The organism is Pararoseomonas baculiformis, assembly GCF_017813395.1.
Lineage (GTDB): Bacteria > Pseudomonadota > Alphaproteobacteria > Acetobacterales > Acetobacteraceae > Roseomonas > Roseomonas baculiformis.
In genome coordinates this window covers 258,944-278,608 of the sequence record NZ_JAGIZB010000002.1, presented here as the reverse complement: position 1 = coordinate 278,608, position 19,665 = coordinate 258,944, and the positions used below count along the sequence as shown (strand labels likewise).

The window sequence follows — 19,665 nt, the reverse complement described above, 5'->3', positions numbered from 1 at the left end:
ATTGGCTTGTGCCCTGGGTCGTCCCACGCACAGTCTGCTGCGCATGAACATGAAGGGAGGACGCCAGGGATGAAAGCCGTGTTGTGCCGCGAATACGGGCCGGCTTCCACACTTCGGGTTGAGACCGTTCCCGATCCGCGGCCCGGGCCGGGACAGGTCCTGCTCCGCGTGGAAGCCTGCGGCGTGAATTTTCCGGACACGCTCATCATCGAGGGCCGCTACCAGCAGAAGCCGCCCATGCCCTTCGTGCCGGGCGGCGAGGTCTGCGGCGTCGTGACGGCCCAGGGTGAAGGAGTGAGCGAGCCCGCCATCGGCGCGCGCGTTGCGGCCGTCATCACCTATGGCGGCTTCGCCGAGGCGGTGGCGGTGGACGCAGCGAAAGCCGTCCCTGTCCCGCCCGGCGTATCGCCGGAAGCCGCGGCGGCGCTGGGCCTCGCCTACGGCACCGTGCTGCACGCGCTGGAGGATCGGGGTGCCCTGGTGGCCGGCGAAACCCTGCTGGTGCTCGGCGCCTCGGGTGGCGTGGGCATGGCCGCCATCCAGCTGGGCAAGATTCTCGGCGCGCGGGTCATCGCCGCGGCCTCCTCGGCCGAGAAGCTCGAAGCCTGCCGGGGTGCCGGGGCGGATGGGTTGGTGGACTACTCGGCCGAGGGCTGGCGTGAGCAGCTGCGCAGCCTGACCGAGGGGCGCGGCCCCGATGTCATCTTCGATCCCGTCGGCAGCCCCTATACGGAGCCGGCCCTGCGCTCCATCGCCTGGCGCGGGCGCTACCTCGTGGTCGGCTTCGCGGCCGGGGAGATCCCGCGCCTCCCCCTCAACCTGGTGCTGCTGAAGAACTGCGCCGTGACCGGCGTGTTCTACGGCGAGTTCACGCGGCGCGAGCCGGCCGCGAACCGCGCCCTGCTCTCCCGCCTCTTCGGCTGGGTTGCCGAGGGGCGGCTCCGCCCGGCGGTGTCGCAGTGCTACCCGCTGGAAGGGGCGGCCGAGGCGCTGGAGGCACTCGCCGGCCGCCGCGCGACCGGGAAGCTCGTCCTCCTCACCCATGCGGCGCGGCCGGGCTGAGGGCGATCAGCGCATCCACCGCGATCTGGCGGCTGCCCGCGCAGATGACCGGATTCACGTCGATCTCGGCGATCCGGTCCGCATGGTCGGCAGCCAGCTCGGAAACGCGCTGGATGATCCCGGCGAGCATGTCCCGGTCCACCTCCGGCAGGTTGCGGAAGCCGGAGAGCAGGCGCTCGCCCTTCAGGCGCCCGAGCATGCCGCGCGCCTCCCCGGCACCCACCGGCGCCAGGGCCACGACGCTGTCCCGCATCAGCTCGACCAGAATGCCGCCGAGCCCGACCAGCACCGTGGCGCCGAAGAGCGGATCCCGCCGCGCGCCCACGACCATCTCGATCCCTGGCGGCACCATGGGCTGGACCAGCACGCCGTTGATCGGCTCGCCCGGCGCGGCGCGATGCGCATTGCGCATCACCTCTGCGAAGGCATCGCGCACCGATGCCGCGTCAGGCAGGTTCAGGCGGATCACCCCGGCCTCGGTCTTATGCGGCAGGGCCGGGCTTTCGACCTTCAGGACCACCGGATATCCCACCGCCTCGGCGGCGGAAACCGCGGCTTCGGCATTCTCCGACAGGATTTCCTGGACGACCGGAATGCCGTAGGCCGCCAGCACCGCCTTCGCCTCGCGCTCCGTCAGGACCGGGCCGGAAGCCTGGTCCAGCAGCCTCGCCGCCGCGTCCCTGGCCCCGGGTGGGGAGAGCCGCGCCGGAGCCCGCGCCTCCACCTCGCCCCTGGCACCCTGCCGATGCCACGCGGCAATCGCCGCCATGCAGCGGTCCATCGAGCGGAACATCGCCACCCGCTCCGTATTCTCCACCTCCCGTGCGCCAGGGCCCTCCAGCCACTGCGTCGTCCAGACCACGCAGCCCACCTTGCCATGGCGCGCGGCCAGCTCGTCCAGCAGGTGGAAGCGCGGTGTCGAAACGTCATAGGCGAAGCCATTGGGCAGAAGCAGCGCCCCATAGGCCGGGTCGGCCAGCAACGCCTCCATGCAGTCCTGCAGGGAGCCCGGGTCGTTCAGCACCTGCGCCGTCACGTCGCAGGGATTGCGGGCGGATCCGAATTCGGGAATGCGGGCGGACAGCACGGCCTGCGCATCCGGCCCGGGCTGCGGCAGCGAGACGCCATGCGCCTCCGCCCGGTCCGCGGCCATGATCGCCGCGCCGCCGGAGGTGGAAACCACGGCCACGCCGGGGGCGCGCGGCCTGCCCGCCTTGGCAAGGAAGCTGGCGAGTTCCAGCAGCCCCTCGAAGCTTTCCGACAGGACCATGCCTGCCCGCTCGAAGGCCGCGCGATAGACCTCGTTGGATCCGGCGAGCGAACCGGTATGGGACATGGCGGCCTGCGCGCCCTGCTCACCTGTGCCAAGCTTGTGCACCACCACCGGCTTGCCTTTCCGACGCGCGATGGCCGCCGCCTCAATCAGGCGCGAGGGATCGGCCATGCCCTCGAAGAGCAGCGCGATGGCGGAGCAGCCCGGATCCTCCCCAAGGGCCGCGACGAGGTCGGCCACATCGATATCGCCTGAATTGCCGCAGGTCAGCACGCGCGAAACCTGCGCGCCCGCCTCCACGGACTGCGCGAGGGCGAAGCCGAGATTCCCGGACTGGCTGACAATGCAGAGCGCGGGCCGCGTGGGCGGGGCCTGGGGGCGCGGGATGGCCACGAAGCTGATCTCGGCCCGCCGCACATAGTCGGTCAGCCCGATGCAGTTCGGGCCGAGGAGTCGCAGTCCACCCTGCCGCGCCATGCCCACGATCCGCTGCTGCAGCGCCACGCGCTCCGGCCGCCCCGTCTCGGCGAAGCCGGCCGCGTAGAGCACCAGCGCGCCGACGCCGGCCGCGACGCAATCGCGCACCACGTCCTCGCAGGCCTCCATGGGAGTGGCGGCGACCACGAGGTCCGGAACTTCCGGCAGGGCCGCGACCGAGGCATGGCAGGGCGCGTCCCCGATGCGGTCATAGCGCGGGTTCACCAGATGCAGGCGCCCGGAGAACTGCGCGAGGTTGCGCGCCGTCCTCTCCCCGAAGGAGCCTGCCCGTGCCGAGGCACCGACAACGGCGATGCTCTGCGGCTCCAGCAGCTTCAGCAGGTCGGCCCGGCGATAGACGGGGCGGCGCCCCTGCGGCAGCGCGTCGGAAGAAGGGGAATGCAATGTGTCCGGACTCATGGTTGCGCCAGCGGCCTCGCCTCGGGAACAGGTGCAGGGGTGGTGGGACGGGTCACCAGGCGGCGGAACAGCCCGTCCAGCCCGCCCGGCAGAAGGGCCAGCGCCGTCACCAGCGCTCCTCCCAGGATGATGGCGTTCACGTCGCCGCCGAAGGACAGGAAGCGCTCCTGCCCGACCACCAGCGCGGTGCCGATGAGCGGCCCGAAGAGCCGGCGGCGCCCGACCAGCACAACCGCGGTGAGCATGAGGACGAGGAAATACGTCTCGAACAGGTCCGGCCCGATATAGGCGCGCTGGTAGGCATAGAGCCATCCCGCCGCCGCGCTGAACGGCGCCGAGAGCACGAACACCGCCAGGCGCACGCGCCGGACATCGATCCCGGACATGGTGGCAAGCCTGGGGTTGAGATGCACCATCATCGCCATCGCCCCCAGGCGCGAACGCCGGAATTGGCGGATCGCGTAGAGAGCGATCAGAAGGAGCGCGAAGGCATAAGGCCAGAGTTCCGCGTCATTCGTCGCGGCCAGCCGCACGGGGCCCAGGGAGAGATCCAGCGTGGGAATTCCGGAAACCCCGTCCGAGCCGCCGAGCACGTTCCAGTTATGCGCGATCGCCGCCGCCACGACGGTGGCCGCATAGGTCACCAGCGAGAAGACGAATTCCCGCAGCGACAGCGTGACGAGCCCAAGGGCCAGCGCGATGAGCGTGCCGACCGCGATCGCGCCGAACAGCGTGGCCCAGGAACCGAAGCCCAGCCGCGTGGCGAGAAGCCCGGTCGCATAGGCGCCCGCCGCGAAGAACACGGTATGGGCGAGGCTCACCTCCCCCAGATCCGAAACCACGATATCCAGCCCATAAGCGGCCACCGCCATGATGGCGATCACGGCGAAGGCGCCATGGACACCGCCGAGCCAGCCCGGCAGCAGGAAGACCAGTATGGCGGCCAGCAGCACCGCCGCCGGCTTGAGAACCCTGTTCATCGCCGTCCTCCGCCGGCACCCAGCGCCAGCCCGCTCGGGCGCAGCACCAGCACCACGATCAGCACGCCGAAGGCCGCGGTCGTCGCATAGGCTGGCGAGACGAAGCCGCCGAACAGCGCCGTGAAAATACCGAGCCCCAGGCCGGCCACGTAGCTTCCCGCCACCGAGCCGATCCCGCCGAGCACGACGACGACGAAGGTGACGATCACCTCCTCGAAGCCGATGCTGGTGAGAATGGGCGTGCGGGGCGCAACCAGTGCCGAGGCCAGCGCCACCGCCGCCCCTTCGAAGGCGAAAACCGAGAAATACACCTTCCGCACATCGATGCCGGCGAGCTGCGCGAGCTTCGGGTCCTCCGCCACCATCCGCGCGGTGCGGCCGAGCGAACCGCGTTCGAGCACGAAGTGCAGCAGGGCGAAGGCGATGATGCTGACGATGATCACCGCCATGTCCTGCGCCGTGACCCAGGCGCCCGCCACCTCGAAATCGATGTAGCTCAGCGGCGTCTCCAGCACCTGCGGCTGCCCGCCGAAGACCAGGCCGGCGATCCCGCGCATCATGTGTCCGAAGCCCAGGGTCACGATCATGATGGAGACGAGGTCCTGGGTGAAGGTCAGCCGCAGCATCGCCGCCTGCATGATGAGCCCGATCACCACGCCCGCCGCCATGGCGACGAGGATGGCCACAGGATAGGGCAGGCCAAGCCCAGCCACCGCCCACCATGTCACGAAGGCCGCCAGCATGTAGATCTGGCCATGGCCGAAATTCACCAGCCGCGCGACGCCGAGCAGCACGGTCCAGCCCACCGCGATCAAGGCATAGGCATGGCCGAGGACGATGCCGTTGATCAGCTGTTGCACCAGGTTCATGCGGCGGCCTCCCCCAGATAGGCTTCCAGGATCCGCGGGTCGTCCCGCATCTCCGCCACCGGCCCCTGGGCGATGATCCGCCCCCGCTCCAGCAGGACCAGACGGTCCACAACCTCGATCGCGGCCCGGACGTTCTGCTCCACCAGCAGCACGGAAAGGTTCTCGTCCACCAGGCCGCGCACGGCGCGCAGCACGTCCGCGACAAGGCGCGGCGCCAGCCCGATGGAGGGTTCGTCCAGCAGCAGCGCGCGCGGCCCCAGGCGCAGCGCCCGCGCGATCGCCAGCATCTGCCGCTCCCCGCCCGACAGCGCCGAGGCGGCGTGGTCCAGCCTTTCCCGCAGCCGGGGGAACAGCGCGTAGATCTCCGCCTCGTCATGGCCCCGCCGCCCGGCCGAACGGGGCGGGCGGGCCGCCGCCAGGTTCTCGGCCACGGTCAGGCGCATGAACACCGCGCCTCCTTCCGGCACCAGGGTCAGCCCGCGCGCCACGCGCTGGTGCGGGGCCATCGCGCCGATCTCCTCCCCGTCCAGCCGAACGCTGCCGCTGACGGAGGGCGCGCCGCGGGACCAGCCGAGCAGCGCGTTCACCAGGGTGGACTTACCCGCGCCATTCGCGCCCACCACCCCGACCAGTTCCCCCGGTGCCAGGGCGATGTGCGGGATCTCAAGCGCGACATGCCCGCCATAGGCGACACGCAGGTCCCGTGCCTCCAGGACCGGCGCCGTCATGCCGCATGCCCCAGATAGGCTTCCAGCACGCGCGGGTCGCTCTGGATCTCCTGCGGCCTTCCGGTTGCCAGTGCCCTGCCCTGCTCCAGCACGAAGATGCGATCGGCCACCGACATGATGAGGTCCATGTGATGCTCGATCACCACCAGGGCCACACCCGCCTCGCGCAGCCCGCGCAGCAGCTCCGCGAGCCGCGCCATATCGGCGCCGCCCAGCCCGGCCGCGGGCTCGTCCAGCATCAGCACCCGTGCGCCGCGCCCGAAGGCGAGCGCGATGGAGAGCATGCGCTGGCTGCCATAGGGAATGTTGCCGGGGCGCAGCCCATGCATGGCGCGCGGAACCCCGAAGCGCTCCAGGATCTCCGCGGCCTCGTCTTCCAGCGCCGCGCGGCGCGACGCCTCGCGCCAGGGCATGAACAGGCTGGGCAGGAGGCCCGTCCCGGCCTCCCGCGCGAGAACGGCCACCATGTTGTCCAGCACGGTCAGCGTCGTGAAGAAGGCATTCTGCTGGAAGGCGCGCTTGAGGCCGAGGGCGGCGAGCCGGTGGGGCGGCACCGCCGTCACCTCCTGCCCATCCAGCCATACCCGGCCGCTACGCGTGGCCATGTTGGTCGTGGCGTCATAGCAGGAGCTCTTGCCCGCGCCATTCGGCCCGATGATCCCAAGGATCTCGCCCGCCGAGACCTCCCAGCTCACATCATCCAGCGCGACGAGGGCACCGTAGCGAACGCCCAGGCCCTCCACCCGCAGCACGGGTGGGGGCTGGGCTCCGCGCCCGGGCACATTCACGCCCGGACCTCGATCTTGCCATCCTTCACCGTGAAGAGCCGGTGGCTGGAGGCCAGCTGCCCCTCCGGGCTGAACCGCGCATCACCCAGGACGGTGCCCTGGAAGGAGCCTCCCCGGATGCGCGCGCCGATCTTCTCGCGCTCCAGCGTCTTCAGCTCATTGGCGGCCATGGCCCAGACCTGCAGCGCCCCCGCGCCCAGCGCCATGAACTTGTCCGGCGTGTAGCGGATCTTCTCCTCCGCGCGGCGAACGAAATCCTGGTTCACGGGGTTGGAGGCGAAGGGCTCCTCCTTCGGGAAGTAGATATCCGCGCCGATGATCCCGTTCGCCGCCTCCCCGGCCACCTGGATCACGCTGGGGGCGACGGTGCCGACGGCGGTGACAAAATCCCCGCGCAGCCGCATCTGCCGGGCCTGGCGGATCAGGGCGGGCAGGCCGGAGCCCTCATTGGCGTTGATGGCCACCACCGCATCGGCGTTGCTGCCGCGCACATTCGTCAGTGCCACGCGGAAATCCGCCTGGGCAAAGGGGAACTTCTCCTCCGCCACCTTGGTGTAGTCATGCCCGATCGCCTTCAGCTCGTTCTCGATCGAGGCCTGGGCACCGTTCCCATAGGCGTCATTCTGCGTCAGGAAGGCGATACGCTTCGCCCCCGTCGCCTTCAGGTGCTCGGCGATCACCCGGCCATCCTGGGCATTGGATGAGTTCAGCCGGACCGCCAGCGGGTTGCCGCCGCCGGTCAGGATCTGGTCCGCCTTGGAAATGGCGGTGATGTCCAGCACACCCGCGCGGGCGAGCACCGTCTGGATGGCAAGGGTCACGGGGCTATTCCAGCCCTCGATCACCACCGCCACACCCTCCCCGATCAGCTCATTGGCACGGCTGACGCCAACGGCCGGGGTGGATTCGTCATCACGCCGCAGGATCTGCACCGGGCGGCCGAGCACACCGCCCGCATCATTCACCATGGCCGCGGCGATCTCGATCGCCTCGCAGACATGCTGGCCCTGCACCGCCGCCCCACCGCTGAGCGGGAACAGCGCCCCGACCTTAATGGGGTCGGCGGCCCGGGCCAGCCGTGGCAGGCCCAGCGCCAGCGTGCCGGCCGCGCCGAGCTTCAGGAAATCCTTGCGCGAGATCGTCATTCTTCCGTCCTCCCTGTCCGCCATGTGTTCATGGTCGGATCCTTGCCCGGTGGCAGTCCGCGCCGGGCCCGCGGCTGGCGGGTTCCGCCTGTTCAGGGCGGCAGCACGCGCTGCCGCTGCAGTTCACGCAGCCACCAGTCCAGCATGGCGGCGCTGTCGATGCATTCGCCAAATCCGGCCTGGCGGATCTTGATCGTGCTGAGCAGCGACGCCGCCTGGTCGTCGCGGCTGAAGGCGAAGTCGGCGAACTGCCAGGAATCCCCCACCAGCGCCCGCAGGCTGCTGGGCCTGAGCCCGTGCTGCTGCACGATCCGCTGCCAGGCAGCCTCCTTGTCCGCCATGATGGCGGGGAGCGACATCGGATGGTCCGCCCCCTGCTCCATGCCGAAGGCCCGTGCGAGAACCGGGAACATGCTCCGCCAGGTCAGCACGTCGCCATTCGTCACGTTGAAGATCTGGTCCTGCGCCGCCGGCGCGCTGCCGGCCCAGGCGATGGCGGAGGCCAGCAACCGCGCATCCGTCACCTCGGTCACCCGGTCCCCGCGTCCGGGAAAGACCAGCGGCAGGCCCATGGCGCGGCTGATCGCGGCATAGGCGCCCATGGCCGCCAGCAGGTTCATCGCGCTGCCCATGGCGAAGCCGATCACCGCCTGGGGCCGCAGCACCGTCCAGTGCCAGGAACGGCCGCGCTGCCGTTCGCGCAGATAGTCCTCCTGCAACCAGTAGAAATTGGGGTGGATGTGCCGGGGCGCATTCTCCTTGCCCGGGATCGGCATCTGCCCGAGATGGACGCCATAGGCCTTGGTGCCCTGCAGCAGCGTGATGTGCCGCAGCGCGCCGTCCTCTCCGTCCAGCGCCTCCACGCAATGCGACAGCATCGCGCGGTTGGTCTCCATCTGCTCCGTGTCGAGCCAGCCCGCGCGCAGCTCGGGCTTCTCGTACAGCGCGCTGTAGACGAGATGCGTCGCCCCCAGCCCGGACAGGGCCTCGCGGCAGGCGGCCGCATCCGTCAGATCGACGGAGATGAACCGTGCGCCCAGATCCTCAGGCGGGCGGCGGCGGGAGAGCCCCACCACCTCCCAGCCATCGGCCAGGTAGCGGTCGAGCGCCGCGCGCCCGACCAGCCCCAGCGCACCCGCGATGACGACCCGGCCCGGCATCGCCCGGCTCAGGCCCGCGCCAGCCGGCCGACCAGCTCGCGCCAGCGATCCGCGTCACGCTTGAGATAGGCCGCATAGTCGTCCGGGGTTCCCCCCGCGACATACTGCCCCTCGCTCAACAGCCGTTGCCGCAGCTCCGGTGCCTCCATGGCCTTGATTGCTGCCTGGTTCAGGCGCTGGATGGCGGAGGCCGGCGTGCGCGCGGGCGCCAGCAGGCCGAAATGCGTCTGGCACACCATGTTGGGGCCCAGTTCAGAGAAGTTCGGCACGTCCGGCGTCACTGCCAGCCGCTCTTTCTCCCCGGTCCAGCCGATGATCGTGCCGCGGCCCGAGCGCATGGCGGCCAATGCCGAGCTGCCGCCCACCACGATCACGTCCAGCGTGCCCGACATCAGGTCGGTCAGCTGCTGCGCATCGCCACGGTATCCCACCTCCTGCATCCGGATTCCCAGCCCCTCCATCACGGCGATCGCCGCGATGTTGTTGAAGCTGGTCGGGCCGTTGGATCCGTAGTTCAGCTGCCCGTTGCGGGACTTGGCAAGGGCGACGAAGCTCTGCACATCCGTCGCCAGCCCCTTCTTCACCACCACCGCGAAGGGCAGCGTCGTCACCAGGACGATCGGCGTCAGGTCCTCGGCCTTGTAGGCCAGCTTCTCCGGCAGCAGCGGGTTCAGCGTCATCGTGGTGCCGGAGGCCATCAGGATGGTGTGGCCATCCGGCGCCGCGCGCGCCACGGCATCGGCGCCGATCGCGGTCTGCGCGCCGGGTTTGTTGTCGATGATCACGGGCTGCCCCAGAAGAGGGGCCATCCGCTCGGCCAGGGTACGGGCCGCCACGTCGGTGGCGCCGCCCGGCGGGAAGGGCACCACCATCGTCACGGGCCGGGAGGGAAAGGCCTCCTGCGCGCGTGCCGCCGGCAGGCCAAGCCCGGCCGGAATCATCGCGGCGGATGCCAGGCCAAAAAGCGCTCTTCTCTGCATCGTTTTTCCTCCCGTGTTGCGCCGGCCTTTCGTGGCCGGTCTGTCGTCATTCCAGCAGGCTGTCCCGCAGTGCCGCCAGCCGGTCCCGGCCGAAGCCCATGGCCCCGGCGAAGAATGCCTGGGGTGTCGGATATCCGGCCATTGCGCGTTCCAGCGCTGCCTCCAGCAGGTGCCGGTGCGCGCGGTTCAGCGCCTCTGCCACCTCGGGCGGGGTGCCCTCAGGCAGGGCATGCTCGCGGCGCCAGAAGCGGTTCGTGGCAAGGTAGTCCTCCATCACCTCCTCCCGCTCCACACCAAGGGCGAGGAGCAGGATGGCGGTGCCGAACCCGGTGCGGTCCTTCCCGGCGGAGCAATGGAAAAGGACGGGCCGCCGCGCCGGTTCCGCCACCAATTCCAGCAGGGCCCGGAAGCGCGGCAGCTTCTCCGTGGCATAGGCGGCATAAGCCCGGCCGAGCAGGGTGAGCACATCCTCGCCGGTCGCCTGGCCCGTCGCCAGGATGTCCCGCAGCGAGGCGCCAACCGTCGGCTCCACCGGCAGGGCCACGATCTCGGGCGCCGGCTGCGGCAGGCGGGACGGTGCGCGCCCGCTCTCCTCCACCCCGCGCAGATCGACGATGGTGCGCAATCCCAGCGCCCCGATGCATGGCAGATCGTCATCGGTGAGGGAGCCGAGCGAGGCCGCGCGAAACACCTGGCCGAACCGCACCCGCCGCCCGCCATCACCACGATAGCCGCCGATGTCGCGGAGATTGGTGCAGCCCGCCAGCTCCACCCGGCGCGGCAGCGTTCCGGCGAAAGGGGCGGATGCCTCCATGCTCACCGGCCCTCGAACACCGGCTTGCGCTTGTCGAACCAGGCGTTCACCGCTTCCTCATGGTCCCGCGTGGTATGCGCCAGCGCCTGGAAGGCGGCCGACATCTCCAGCAGGGAGGAAAGACGCATATGCTGCCCCTCGCGCAGCAGCCGCTTGGTCATGCGCAGCACCTGCGGCGGATTGCGCGCGATGCGCCCGGCCAGCTCCCGCGCCGCGTTCATCAGTTCCCCATCCGGCACCACGCGCGAGATCAGCCCGCAGTCCAGCGCGGCGCGTGCATCCAGCCGGTCCCCGGTGAAAGCCATTTCGGCCGCCTTGGACTGTCCGACCGCGCGCGGCAACAACCAAGCCCCTCCATCGCCGGGTACGATGCCGACGCTGACGAAGCTTTCCGCATAGAGGGAACTTTCCGCGCCGATGCGGATGTCGCACATGCAGGCCAGGTCGAGCCCCGCGCCGATGGCCGGCCCGTTCACCGCCGCGATGGTGGGCACGTCCAGTTCGTAAAGGGCAAGCGGGATGCGCTGGATGCCGCGCCGGTAGCTCTCGCGAATATCGGCCGGCTTCATGCCGAAGCGGTCGCGCATGGATTTCAGGTCGCCGCCGGCGGAAAACGCCGTGCCCGCGCCGGTCAGGATCACGGCCCGCACATCCGCCTCGGCCGCAATGCGCCGGCAGGCCTCGGTGAAGGCTTCGGTCGTCTCCCCCTCGATGCCCAGCGCGTTGCGGCGCTCCGGCGCATTCATCGTCAGGGTGATAACCGGCCCTTCGCGCTCAAGGAGAAGGAAATCGCTCATGCACTCGCCTCCGGTGCTGCCGGCCCCAGCTGCGCGCGCACGAAGGCCAGGGTTTCACCCGTGTTGTCCGCCAGGAAGCGCCGACCCAGCCAGGCGCCCCAATGCGCCTCTCCACCGAAGCGCATCCGTCCAGCTTGCAGGTGGCCGGTCAGAAGGTGAAGGTCCACCTCCTCCGTGATGCCCATGGCGCCATGCACCGCATGGCCGATGGCCGCCACGCGCACCGCCGCTTCCCCGACCCGTAGCTTCGCCGCCGCGATCCGCACCGGGTTCAGCCGGGCCACCCCATCGCCATCGGCCACCGACGCGAGCTGCGCCGCCATCCGGCTGGCGAAGACATCCTCGGTCATCACGCTGATCTGCTGCTGCACGGCCTGGAAGGACGCCACGGGGCGGCCGAATTGCTGCCGGTCCTGCGCGTGGCGCACGGTGTCCTCAAGGATGCGCTCCATGGCACCGGCCATGACGGCGATCTCCGCCCAGGCCCCGGCAACCAGGAGGTCGCCCGCCGGCACGCGCCGCCCGGCCCCTTCCGGCCAGCGCAGCACCCGGCCCAGGGGAGAGCCCGCCGCCTCGTCCTCCACCGCGGCCCCGGCAGGAAGCAGCAGGGCCGCCTCGTCCCGGGGGAGCAGCACCCAGTCAGCCCGCGCGAAGGCTGGAACGCGCGCCGCGTCGCCATAAGCCTCGCCGAGCAGGATCGCGCCCTGCGGCACCGCTTCCCCGGCACCGCCCAGCACGGCCCGCGCCAGCATGGTTTCTCCCAGCGGCAGCGGCACCGCGAAGCGCCCCGCCGCGATCAGCACCGGCAGCGCCTCGGCCGGCCCGAGCCCGATCCCGCCGGCCTCTTCCGGCACCAGCGCGTCGAGGAAGCCCGAATTCTCCAGCTCCCCCCAGAGCGATCCGGGCGAGCCCCCCGCGCGGATGGCACGCACCGCCTCTGACGAGGCGTGGCGCGAGAACAATTCCTGGGCGGAGCGGACGAGAAGGCTGTCCATCACCGCAGCCCCATCCCGCGCGCGATCATGCCGCGCAGGATTTCCCGCGTGCCGCCGCGCAAGGAGAAGGATGGCGCGATGGCGGCGGTGTAGGCCAGGGTCCGCATCAGCGATCCGGGCGCCACCAGGCCCGGCCGCGCCAGCGTCTCGGCGATGACGGTGGGGATCATCTGCTCGAACTCGGTGCCAAGATCCTTCACCAGCGCCGCCTCCACGATCGGGCTTTCGCCCTCCACCAGCCGCCCCGTCACGGCGATGGACATGGCACGCAGCACCGCCAGATGCGCGATCAGCCGCCCCAGCAGCGCCTCCGCCGCCTCGCCCGCACCAACCTCTCGGAGCCAGTTCGCCCACTCGTCCAGCAGCACGGCGGAGGAGAGCACCCGTTCCGGCCCGCTGCGCTCGAAGGCGAGCTCGGCATTCACCTGCATCCAGCCAGAGCCCTCCTCGCCGATCAGGGCGTCCCCGGGCAGCAGCACATCCTCGAAGACCACCTCGGAGAAATGCGCATCCCCCGCCAGGTCCCGGATGGGGCTGATCCTCACGCCCGGTGCGTGCAGGTCCACGATGATCTGCGACAGGCCCTTGTGCCGGTCACCCGGCGCCCCGCTCGTCCGCACCAGGGCGATCATGTAATGGGAATGCTGCGCGTTGGTGGTCCAGATCTTCGCCCCGTTCAGCCGCCATCCATCACCCTCGCGCACCGCACGGGTGGTGACGCTGGCGAGGTCCGATCCGGTGTTCGGCTCGCTCATCCCGATGCAGAAGAAGGCTTCCGCCCGGCAGATGCGCGGCAGGTAGAACCGGCGCTGCTCCTCCGTCCCGAAACGCTGGATCAGCGGGCCGCTCTGCCGGTCGGCGATCCAATGGGCGGAAACCGGCGCACCCGCAGCCAGCAACTCCTCCACCAGCACGTAGCGCGCGAAGGCACCGCGCCCGGCGCCGCCATACTCCTTCGGGAATGTCAGCCCGAGCCATCCGCGGCCCGCCAGCTTTCGGCTGAAGCCGGGGTCGAAACCCATCCAGGAGCGTGCGCGCCGCTCGGGCGGGATCTCGCCCACCGCCTCCTGCAGGAAGGCACGGATCTCGGGCCGCAGCGCCTCGTCCTCGGGCGGAATGGCGGCAAGGGGAAGGGCACCGATCATGGCGCTACTCGAGCCTCACGCCGCTCTCGGCGATCACCCGGCCCCAGCGCTCCGTCTCCGCGCGCAGGATGCGGCCATATTCCTCGGGGGTGGAGCCCAGTGGCTCCGTGCCCTGCTGCGCCAGCTTCTCCCGCACCTCCGGATCGGCCAATGCCTGCATCGCGGCAGCGTTCAGCCGCTCGATGATGGCAGGCGGGGTGCGCGCGGGCACCATCATCCCCTGCCAGGCGCCCACATCGAAGCCGGGGATCAGCGTTTCGGCGATGGTCGGCACATCCGGCAGGGGCGCAAGGCGCCGCGGACTGGTCACGGCAAGGGCGCGCAGCCTTCCCTCCCGGATCAGCGGCAGGGCGGAGTTCACCGTATCCGTCAGGAACTGCACCTGCCCGCCCGCGGCATCCACCAGCGCCGGCGCGCTGCCGCGATAGGGCACATGCACCGCTTCCAGCCCCTGCGAGCGCAGCAGGAGGAAGGCCGCGAGATGCGTGACATTGCCGCTCCCGGCCGAGCCATAGGACAGCGCGCCGGGCCGGGCGCGGAGATGCTCCACGAAGCCCTTCACATCGCGAACGGGCAGCGAGGGGTTCACCGCGAGCACCAGCGGGATGGTCGCCGTCTGCAGCACCGGGGCAAGGTCCCGTTGCGCATCATAGGAGAGCCGGGTGTAGAGCGCAGGGCTCAGCGTGATGGAGGAGGTATTGTAGAGAACGGTATGGCCATCCGGCTCTGCCTTGGCGACGGCGTCATTGCCGATATTGCCGTTGGCGCCGGGCCGGTTCTCCACCACCACCGGCTGGCCCAGGCTGCGCGCCATGCGCTCCGCCAGCACACGGGCGACGATGTCCGTCGGCCCACCCGGGGGGAAGGGCACGACGAGCCGGATCGGCCGGGTCGGCCATGGCGCGGATTGCGCCAGCGCGGCCGGCGCGGCGGCCAGTCCCGCCAGGGCGCCAAGGAGGAAGCGACGACCCATCTGCCTCATGCTGTCCTCTCCGCCTCGCTGTCCTGGCGCATGGGCCCGCCCATGGCGACCACGCCCGCAGCCCGCAGCGCCTCGATCTCCGCCTCGCTCAGCCCGAGTTCCGTGGCCAGCACGGCCCGCGTGTCCTGCCCCAGCCGAGGCGGCGCGAGGCGGTAGCTGGCCGGGCTGCGGGACAGGCGGCCGGGGAAGCCGATCACCGTCACCTCCGTCCCGTCGTCCCTGCGCATCACCTGCAGCATCTCCCGCGCGATGATCTGCGGGTCCGAAAGAACCTGGTCGATGGTGTTAATCGGGCCGCCCGGCACGCCGGCCTCCGCCATCGCGGCCAGCAGCTCCGCAGCACGCCAGGGCGCGATGGCATGGGCGATCTCCAGCTCAAGCCTCCTGCGATCCCGCAGGCGCCCGGCATTGGTGGCGTAGCGCGGATCGTTGGCCAGGTCCTCGCGGCCAAGGAGCGTGCAAAGCGCACGGAACTGCCCGTCGCTGCCGCAGGCGACGAGGATGTAGTCGTCCGCCGCCGCGAAATCGCGATAGGGCACGACGTTTGGATGCGCATTGCCCAGCCGCCGCGGCACCTCGCCGCCCACCAGGTAGTTCATCGCCTGGTTCACCAGCAGCGCCACCTGGCTGTCCAGCAGGGCGCAGTCGATATGCTGCCCTTCCCCGCTGCGGGTGCGGTGGTTCAGCGCCGCCAGGATGCTGATCGCGGCATAGAGCCCGGTGAAGAGATCGCTGACGGGCAGGCCGACCTTGAGCGGCCCCTCCCCGGCTTCGCCCTCCGGGCGGCCGGTGACGCTCATCAGCCCGCTCATGCCCTGGATCAGGAAGTCGTAGCCGCCGCGTGACGCATAGGGCCCGCTCTGACCGAAACCCGTGATCGAGCAGTAGATCAGCCGCGGATTGGCCGCGAGAAGCGCCGGCGCGTCCAGCCCGTATTTGGCCAGCCCGCCCGTGCGGAAGTTCTCGACAAGGATGTCCGCCTCAGCCGCTAGGCGCCGCACCAGCGCCGCGCCTTCCGGGCGCGAGAAGTCGATGGCGATGGAGCGCTTGTTGCGGTTCGCGCAAAGGTAATAGGCGGCATCCGGGCGGTCCGAGCCATCCTCCAGGAAGGGCGGGCCCCAGCCGCGCGTATCGTCGCCCTTTCCGGGCTGCTCCACCTTCAGCACCTCGGCGCCGAGATCACCGAGGATCTGCGTGGCCCAGGGTGCCGCGAGCACGCGCGACAGGTCCAGCACCTTCATCCCGGCCAGGGGCCCAAGCGCTGGGGCTGCCGCATCGTCCATCAAGGCTGGGCCGCTCAAGCGGTACGGGCGCAAGGCGGCGCCCGATGGTGCGTTGGAACCACGCATTCCTCCCTGCCGGACAGGGCAACGCAAGCTGGTCGCCGATTGCGCTCCCGCCCCGCCCCTTTTTCTTCCCTGGACGCGATTTCATCTTTTGAAATCGTATTTCAATAAGACTATGGCATGCTCCCAGGCCGCTGGAAAGCGGAAAAGGACGTGCCGTCGGGGAACGAGTCCATGCCCTCCTATGAACCGGTCACGGCGCTGCTGCGCGGGCTGGACGTGCTGCGCGCCGTGAACCGGCTCAACACCGCCGGGGTCCGGGACATCCACCGCCTGACCGGGCTGAACCAGCCCACCATCGTCCGGATGCTGGAAACGCTGATCCATGCGGGCTACGTCATCCGCCACCCGCACCAGCCCCTCTACATGCCCACGGGAAAGACCCTGGAACTCAGCGGGGGCTATGCGCTGCACCGACAGATCGGGGTGGCCGCCATCCCGGTCATGAGCCGCCTCCGGCAGGCGGTCGGCTGGCCTTCCGATGTTGGTGTCTTCGACGGCGACGCGATGGTTGTCGCCCATACCAGCCGCGGCGAAGGCCGCTTCCTATTCGAGCGCCGCACCGGCTTTCGCGCACCGATCCTCGCCACTTCCCTCGGCCGCGCCTACCTGGCTTTCTGCGCCGAGGCGGAGCGGGAGCGCGCCCTCACCCTCGCCGCCCGCTCGCCCGAGCCCTGGAACGCCCTGGCCGCCCGCCCTGCCGAGGTGGCGGCATGCCTCGCCGGCATTCGTGCCGCTGGCTATGCCACCATGGATGACGCCTATGCCTCCCGCGAGTATGGCGGGCTGGCCAGCGCCATCGCCGTGCCGGTCCTGGCGGGCGGACTGGCCGTGGCCTCCCTCAACCTGATGTATCTGCGCGATGCCATCGGGCTGGAGGGCGTGGTGGAGCGCATGATGCCGCTGCTACGGGAAGCCGCCTCGGAGCTGGGTGGCCTGATCACCGGCATCGCCCAGCCCACCGGCTAAACGCCGTACACTGCATCCCAGCCACCCTGTTCCGCCCTTTGGGTGTCTGGTCAGGACGCGCGCGCATGCGCATTCTGGCGGGGGATGGAAACTTCACCAGTCGGAAACGCGGCGGGCTCGCCACGTGGCCTGTTCAGATCACGCGAGTTCCGGCGCCTCTGGGCCATCGGCGCGGCCACCAACGCGATGCGCTGGGTGGAGATGCTGGCCGCGGCTCTCTTCACCTTCGAGACGACGCAATCCGGCATGGCCGTGGCCGTCGTCTCGGCCCTCCGCACCCTGCCCCTTCTCTGCTTCGGCGCGATCATGGGGGTGGTGTGCGAGGCGGTGAGCCGCAAGCGCATTCTCTGGGGTGGTCTTCTTCTCAGCGGCACCGCCTCGCTCTGCATCGTGCTGCTGGACGCGGCAGGCCTTGCCCGGCCCTGGCATATCGGGATGGCAGCCTTCCTGAGCGGCTGCGTCTGGGCCACGGAGATGGCCGTGCGCCGCCGCATGGTAAGCGAATCCGCCGGCCCTTCCATGATCCAGCGGGCGGTCGCGCTGGACAGCCTCACCGGTGCATTCTCCCGCATGGCGGGTCCGCTGCTGGGCAGCGTGCTCTATGCCTGGTCCGGGCTGGACGGAGCCTTCGCCACGGCCGCCCTATGCTACCTGGGCGCCGCGCTGCTGGTGCCGGGGCTTCAGTACAGCCAGCGAACCCGCGACCTCATCCTGGCCCGCATCCCCAGCGAGTTGCTGGAAAGCTTCGCCTTCGCCCTGCGCCAGCCCACGGTGCTGATGGTGCTGGCCGTGACGGCCACGATGAATGTCTTCGCCTTCTCCTATGTCGCGCTGGTCGCGCCCATGGCGCGCAGCGTCTACGGGGTCTCCGACGCGCTGGTCGGCCTCCTGGCGGCCGGCGAGCCGCTGGGAGGGCTCATCGGCGGCTTCCTCCTGGCGCGGCGAACGCCCCGCGCCAACCCTCGCCACCTCATGATGGCCGGATCCATCGGCTTCCTCGTCACGGTGCTCGCCATGCCGCTGATGCCGAGCTACGCCCTGGCCTGCGCCATCCTCGTGCTGGGCGGGCTCGGGCTCGCCCTGTTCAGCAACATGCAGACCACCCTCATCCTGTCCGATGTGCCGGAGCATCTGCGCTCCCGACAGCTGGGGCTGGTCACGGTCTGCATTGGCCTCGGCCCTCTGGGCCAGCTGCTGATCGGTGGGCTGGCGGAGGGATTCAGCCCCTCGGGCGCGGTGATCATCTGCGCCACGGCCGGGCTCACCGCCTTGGCCGCCATTCTTGTCCTGAACCGGCGCAGCAGGCCCCGGGGCTGATGCCCAGCGCTGCCCTAGCGCCAGGCTTCCAGCAGCTCATCCGTCGTCACCGTCTCCACCTGGCGCCCATAGCGTTCCCGGTAAAGGGTGAGCAGCGCGTCATGCGTGCGGTCGGAGGATGAGCAGAGCGCGTCGGTGGGGATGATCACGCGGTAGCCCAGATCCACCGCGCCCAGCACCGCCCCGAGCACGCAGACATCCGTCTCCGCCCCGGTGACGACGAGCGTATCCGTCCCCCATTCCTTCAGCAGGGCCTGCAGCTCCGGCTCCCCCCAGGGGGAATAGACCTTCTTGTCCACCACCCGCGCGGGCGGCACCAGCCGGGCCAGCGGCGGCAGCAGTTCGATCATCTCAGGAGGCAGCGCCTCCTGGGTCATTTCGCTCCAGTGCTCCCAGTATGGGCGCCAGGTCCCCTGCCCTTCCCCGGGACGGGCGGCGGGGATGAAGCGGGTGAAGACCGTCCGCTCCGGATGGGCGGCGGCGATCCGCTCCACCACGGGCAGCACGCGCTTCATCCAGGGCGTGTGCCACTTGGTGCCCTCGGCGAAGAGGTTCTGCATATCCACGCAGAGATGGGCGCAACCCGCGCCCGGAGGCCCGAAGCGAAGGCCCTTTTCGTCCGACATCCAGCCGTTCCTCCAGATTGGCCCGGAGGAAACGCGCCGGATGCCGCCGGGATTTCCCGGGAAAGGGCGCCTAGCGCCCCTTCTCCTTACGCCAGGCCGCAAAAGCCTCAAGATTGGCGGGATCGGTCGCGGGATAGAGGCCGATGATGGGCTGGCCGCCACGCACGCGCTCGGTGACGAAATCCTCATAGGCGGTCATCTCCACCGCCTCATTCGCAATCTCATCGGCCAGATGCGCCGGGATCACGATCACCCCGTCGCCGTCGCCCACGATCACGTCGCCCGGGAACACCGGCGCGTCCCCGCAGCCGATCGGCACGTTCAGCTCGATCGCCTGGTTCAGCGTCAGGTTGGTCGGGGCGGAGGGGCGGCTGTGATAGGCAGGGATGTCCATCTCGGCGATCTCGGCCGCGTCGCGGAAGCCGCCATCGGTCACCACCCCTGCCACGCCGCGCACCATCAGCCGCGTGATGAGGATCGAGCCGGCGGAAGCCGCGCGCGCATCCTTACGGCTGTCCATCACCATCACGGCGCCGGGCGGGCACATTTCCACGCCCTTGCGCTGCGGATGCTCGGGGTCGCGGAAAACCTCGAGCTTGTTCAGGTCCTCCCGCGCCGGGATGTAGCGGAGGGTGAAGGCCTCGCCCACCATGCTCTCGGAACGGAGGCGCAGCGGCTTCACATCCTGGATGAACTGCTGGCGGAACCCGCGCTTGTAGAGAGCCGTGGCGAGCGTCGCGGTGGAGACGCCCTTGAGCTTCTCCCGCGTCTCATTGGACAGGGCCATGAATC

Annotated in this window: 19 protein-coding genes; 3 read left to right on the top strand and 16 right to left on the bottom strand. The window is 70.2% G+C overall.

What is annotated here, in order from left to right:
• Positions 1 to 69 precede the first annotated feature (69 nt).
• Entirely contained in the window at positions 70 to 1,062 is a 993-nt protein-coding gene (locus J8J14_RS03385) for an NADPH:quinone oxidoreductase family protein (RefSeq protein WP_209378036.1), read from the top strand.
• Here the strand turns inward: J8J14_RS03385 and J8J14_RS03380 are convergent.
• From J8J14_RS03380 to J8J14_RS03315, 14 genes are all read right to left on the bottom strand, one after another.
• Positions 1,037 to 3,232, bottom strand: a complete 2,196-nt coding sequence (locus tag J8J14_RS03380) for an acetate--CoA ligase family protein (protein WP_209378035.1) — start codon at positions 3,230 to 3,232, stop codon at positions 1,037 to 1,039. The two genes, J8J14_RS03385 and J8J14_RS03380, sit on opposite strands and share 26 nt — an antisense overlap.
• Complete coding sequence (locus J8J14_RS03375) at positions 3,229 to 4,212, bottom strand: branched-chain amino acid ABC transporter permease (protein WP_209378034.1); 984 nt, start codon at positions 4,210 to 4,212, stop codon at positions 3,229 to 3,231. The genes J8J14_RS03380 and J8J14_RS03375 overlap by 4 nt, the downstream gene beginning before the upstream one ends.
• On the bottom strand, positions 4,209 to 5,081 hold the full coding sequence (locus J8J14_RS03370) for a branched-chain amino acid ABC transporter permease (RefSeq protein ID WP_209378033.1): 873 nt from the start codon (positions 5,079 to 5,081) through the stop codon (positions 4,209 to 4,211). The genes J8J14_RS03375 and J8J14_RS03370 overlap by 4 nt, the downstream gene beginning before the upstream one ends.
• The gene (locus tag J8J14_RS03365; protein ID WP_209378032.1) at positions 5,078 to 5,809 is read right to left on the bottom strand and encodes an ABC transporter ATP-binding protein; all 732 of its coding nucleotides are present in this window, start codon (positions 5,807 to 5,809) and stop codon (positions 5,078 to 5,080) included. Before J8J14_RS03365 ends, J8J14_RS03370 begins: the two co-directional genes overlap by 4 nt.
• The gene (locus J8J14_RS03360) at positions 5,806 to 6,591 is read right to left on the bottom strand and encodes an ABC transporter ATP-binding protein (protein WP_209378031.1); all 786 of its coding nucleotides are present in this window, start codon (positions 6,589 to 6,591) and stop codon (positions 5,806 to 5,808) included. Before J8J14_RS03360 ends, J8J14_RS03365 begins: the two co-directional genes overlap by 4 nt.
• Before the next feature lie 2 nt (positions 6,592 to 6,593).
• Entirely contained in the window at positions 6,594 to 7,742 is a 1,149-nt protein-coding gene (locus tag J8J14_RS03355; protein ID WP_209378030.1) for an ABC transporter substrate-binding protein, read from the bottom strand.
• Positions 7,743 to 7,834: 92 nt separating this feature from the next.
• Entirely contained in the window at positions 7,835 to 8,902 is a 1,068-nt protein-coding gene (locus tag J8J14_RS03350) for an SDR family oxidoreductase (protein ID WP_209378029.1), read from the bottom strand.
• A gap of 8 nt (positions 8,903 to 8,910) precedes the next feature.
• Positions 8,911 to 9,882, bottom strand: coding sequence for a Bug family tripartite tricarboxylate transporter substrate binding protein (locus J8J14_RS03345; RefSeq protein ID WP_209378028.1), 972 nt, complete (start codon positions 9,880 to 9,882; stop codon positions 8,911 to 8,913).
• Between the two features lie 46 nt (positions 9,883 to 9,928).
• Positions 9,929 to 10,696, bottom strand: coding sequence for a tyrosine-protein phosphatase (locus J8J14_RS03340; protein ID WP_209378027.1), 768 nt, complete (start codon positions 10,694 to 10,696; stop codon positions 9,929 to 9,931).
• Between the two features lie 2 nt (positions 10,697 to 10,698).
• The gene (locus tag J8J14_RS03335) at positions 10,699 to 11,493 is read right to left on the bottom strand and encodes a crotonase/enoyl-CoA hydratase family protein (protein WP_209378026.1); all 795 of its coding nucleotides are present in this window, start codon (positions 11,491 to 11,493) and stop codon (positions 10,699 to 10,701) included.
• The gene (locus J8J14_RS03330; RefSeq protein WP_209378025.1) at positions 11,490 to 12,488 is read right to left on the bottom strand and encodes an acyl-CoA dehydrogenase family protein; all 999 of its coding nucleotides are present in this window, start codon (positions 12,486 to 12,488) and stop codon (positions 11,490 to 11,492) included. The genes J8J14_RS03335 and J8J14_RS03330 overlap by 4 nt, the downstream gene beginning before the upstream one ends.
• Complete coding sequence (locus tag J8J14_RS03325) at positions 12,488 to 13,633, bottom strand: acyl-CoA dehydrogenase family protein (protein ID WP_209378023.1); 1,146 nt, start codon at positions 13,631 to 13,633, stop codon at positions 12,488 to 12,490. Before J8J14_RS03325 ends, J8J14_RS03330 begins: the two co-directional genes overlap by 1 nt.
• A 4-nt stretch (positions 13,634 to 13,637) precedes the next feature.
• Complete coding sequence (locus J8J14_RS03320; RefSeq protein WP_209378021.1) at positions 13,638 to 14,615, bottom strand: Bug family tripartite tricarboxylate transporter substrate binding protein; 978 nt, start codon at positions 14,613 to 14,615, stop codon at positions 13,638 to 13,640.
• Positions 14,612 to 15,898, bottom strand: a complete 1,287-nt coding sequence (locus J8J14_RS03315) for a CaiB/BaiF CoA transferase family protein (protein WP_209378086.1) — start codon at positions 15,896 to 15,898, stop codon at positions 14,612 to 14,614. The genes J8J14_RS03320 and J8J14_RS03315 overlap by 4 nt, the downstream gene beginning before the upstream one ends.
• 237 nt (positions 15,899 to 16,135) lie before the next feature.
• Here J8J14_RS03315 and J8J14_RS03310 point away from each other — a divergent pair, with 237 nt between their 5' ends.
• A complete protein-coding gene (locus tag J8J14_RS03310) occupies positions 16,136 to 16,930 on the top strand; it encodes a helix-turn-helix domain-containing protein (RefSeq protein ID WP_209378020.1) in 795 nt (264 codons plus the stop codon).
• 84 nt (positions 16,931 to 17,014) lie between these two features.
• On the top strand, positions 17,015 to 18,247 hold the full coding sequence (locus J8J14_RS03305) for an MFS transporter (protein ID WP_209378019.1): 1,233 nt from the start codon (positions 17,015 to 17,017) through the stop codon (positions 18,245 to 18,247).
• A 14-nt stretch (positions 18,248 to 18,261) separates the two neighbouring features.
• Here J8J14_RS03305 and J8J14_RS03300 read toward each other — a convergent pair whose 3' ends face one another.
• Positions 18,262 to 18,873: a cysteine hydrolase family protein gene (locus J8J14_RS03300; RefSeq protein ID WP_209378018.1), complete on the bottom strand. Its 612-nt coding sequence runs from the start codon at positions 18,871 to 18,873 to the stop codon at positions 18,262 to 18,264.
• Positions 18,874 to 18,943: 70 nt separating this feature from the next.
• Complete coding sequence (locus J8J14_RS03295) at positions 18,944 to 19,660, bottom strand: ribonuclease activity regulator RraA (protein WP_209378017.1); 717 nt, start codon at positions 19,658 to 19,660, stop codon at positions 18,944 to 18,946.
• Positions 19,661 to 19,665 lie beyond the last annotated feature (5 nt).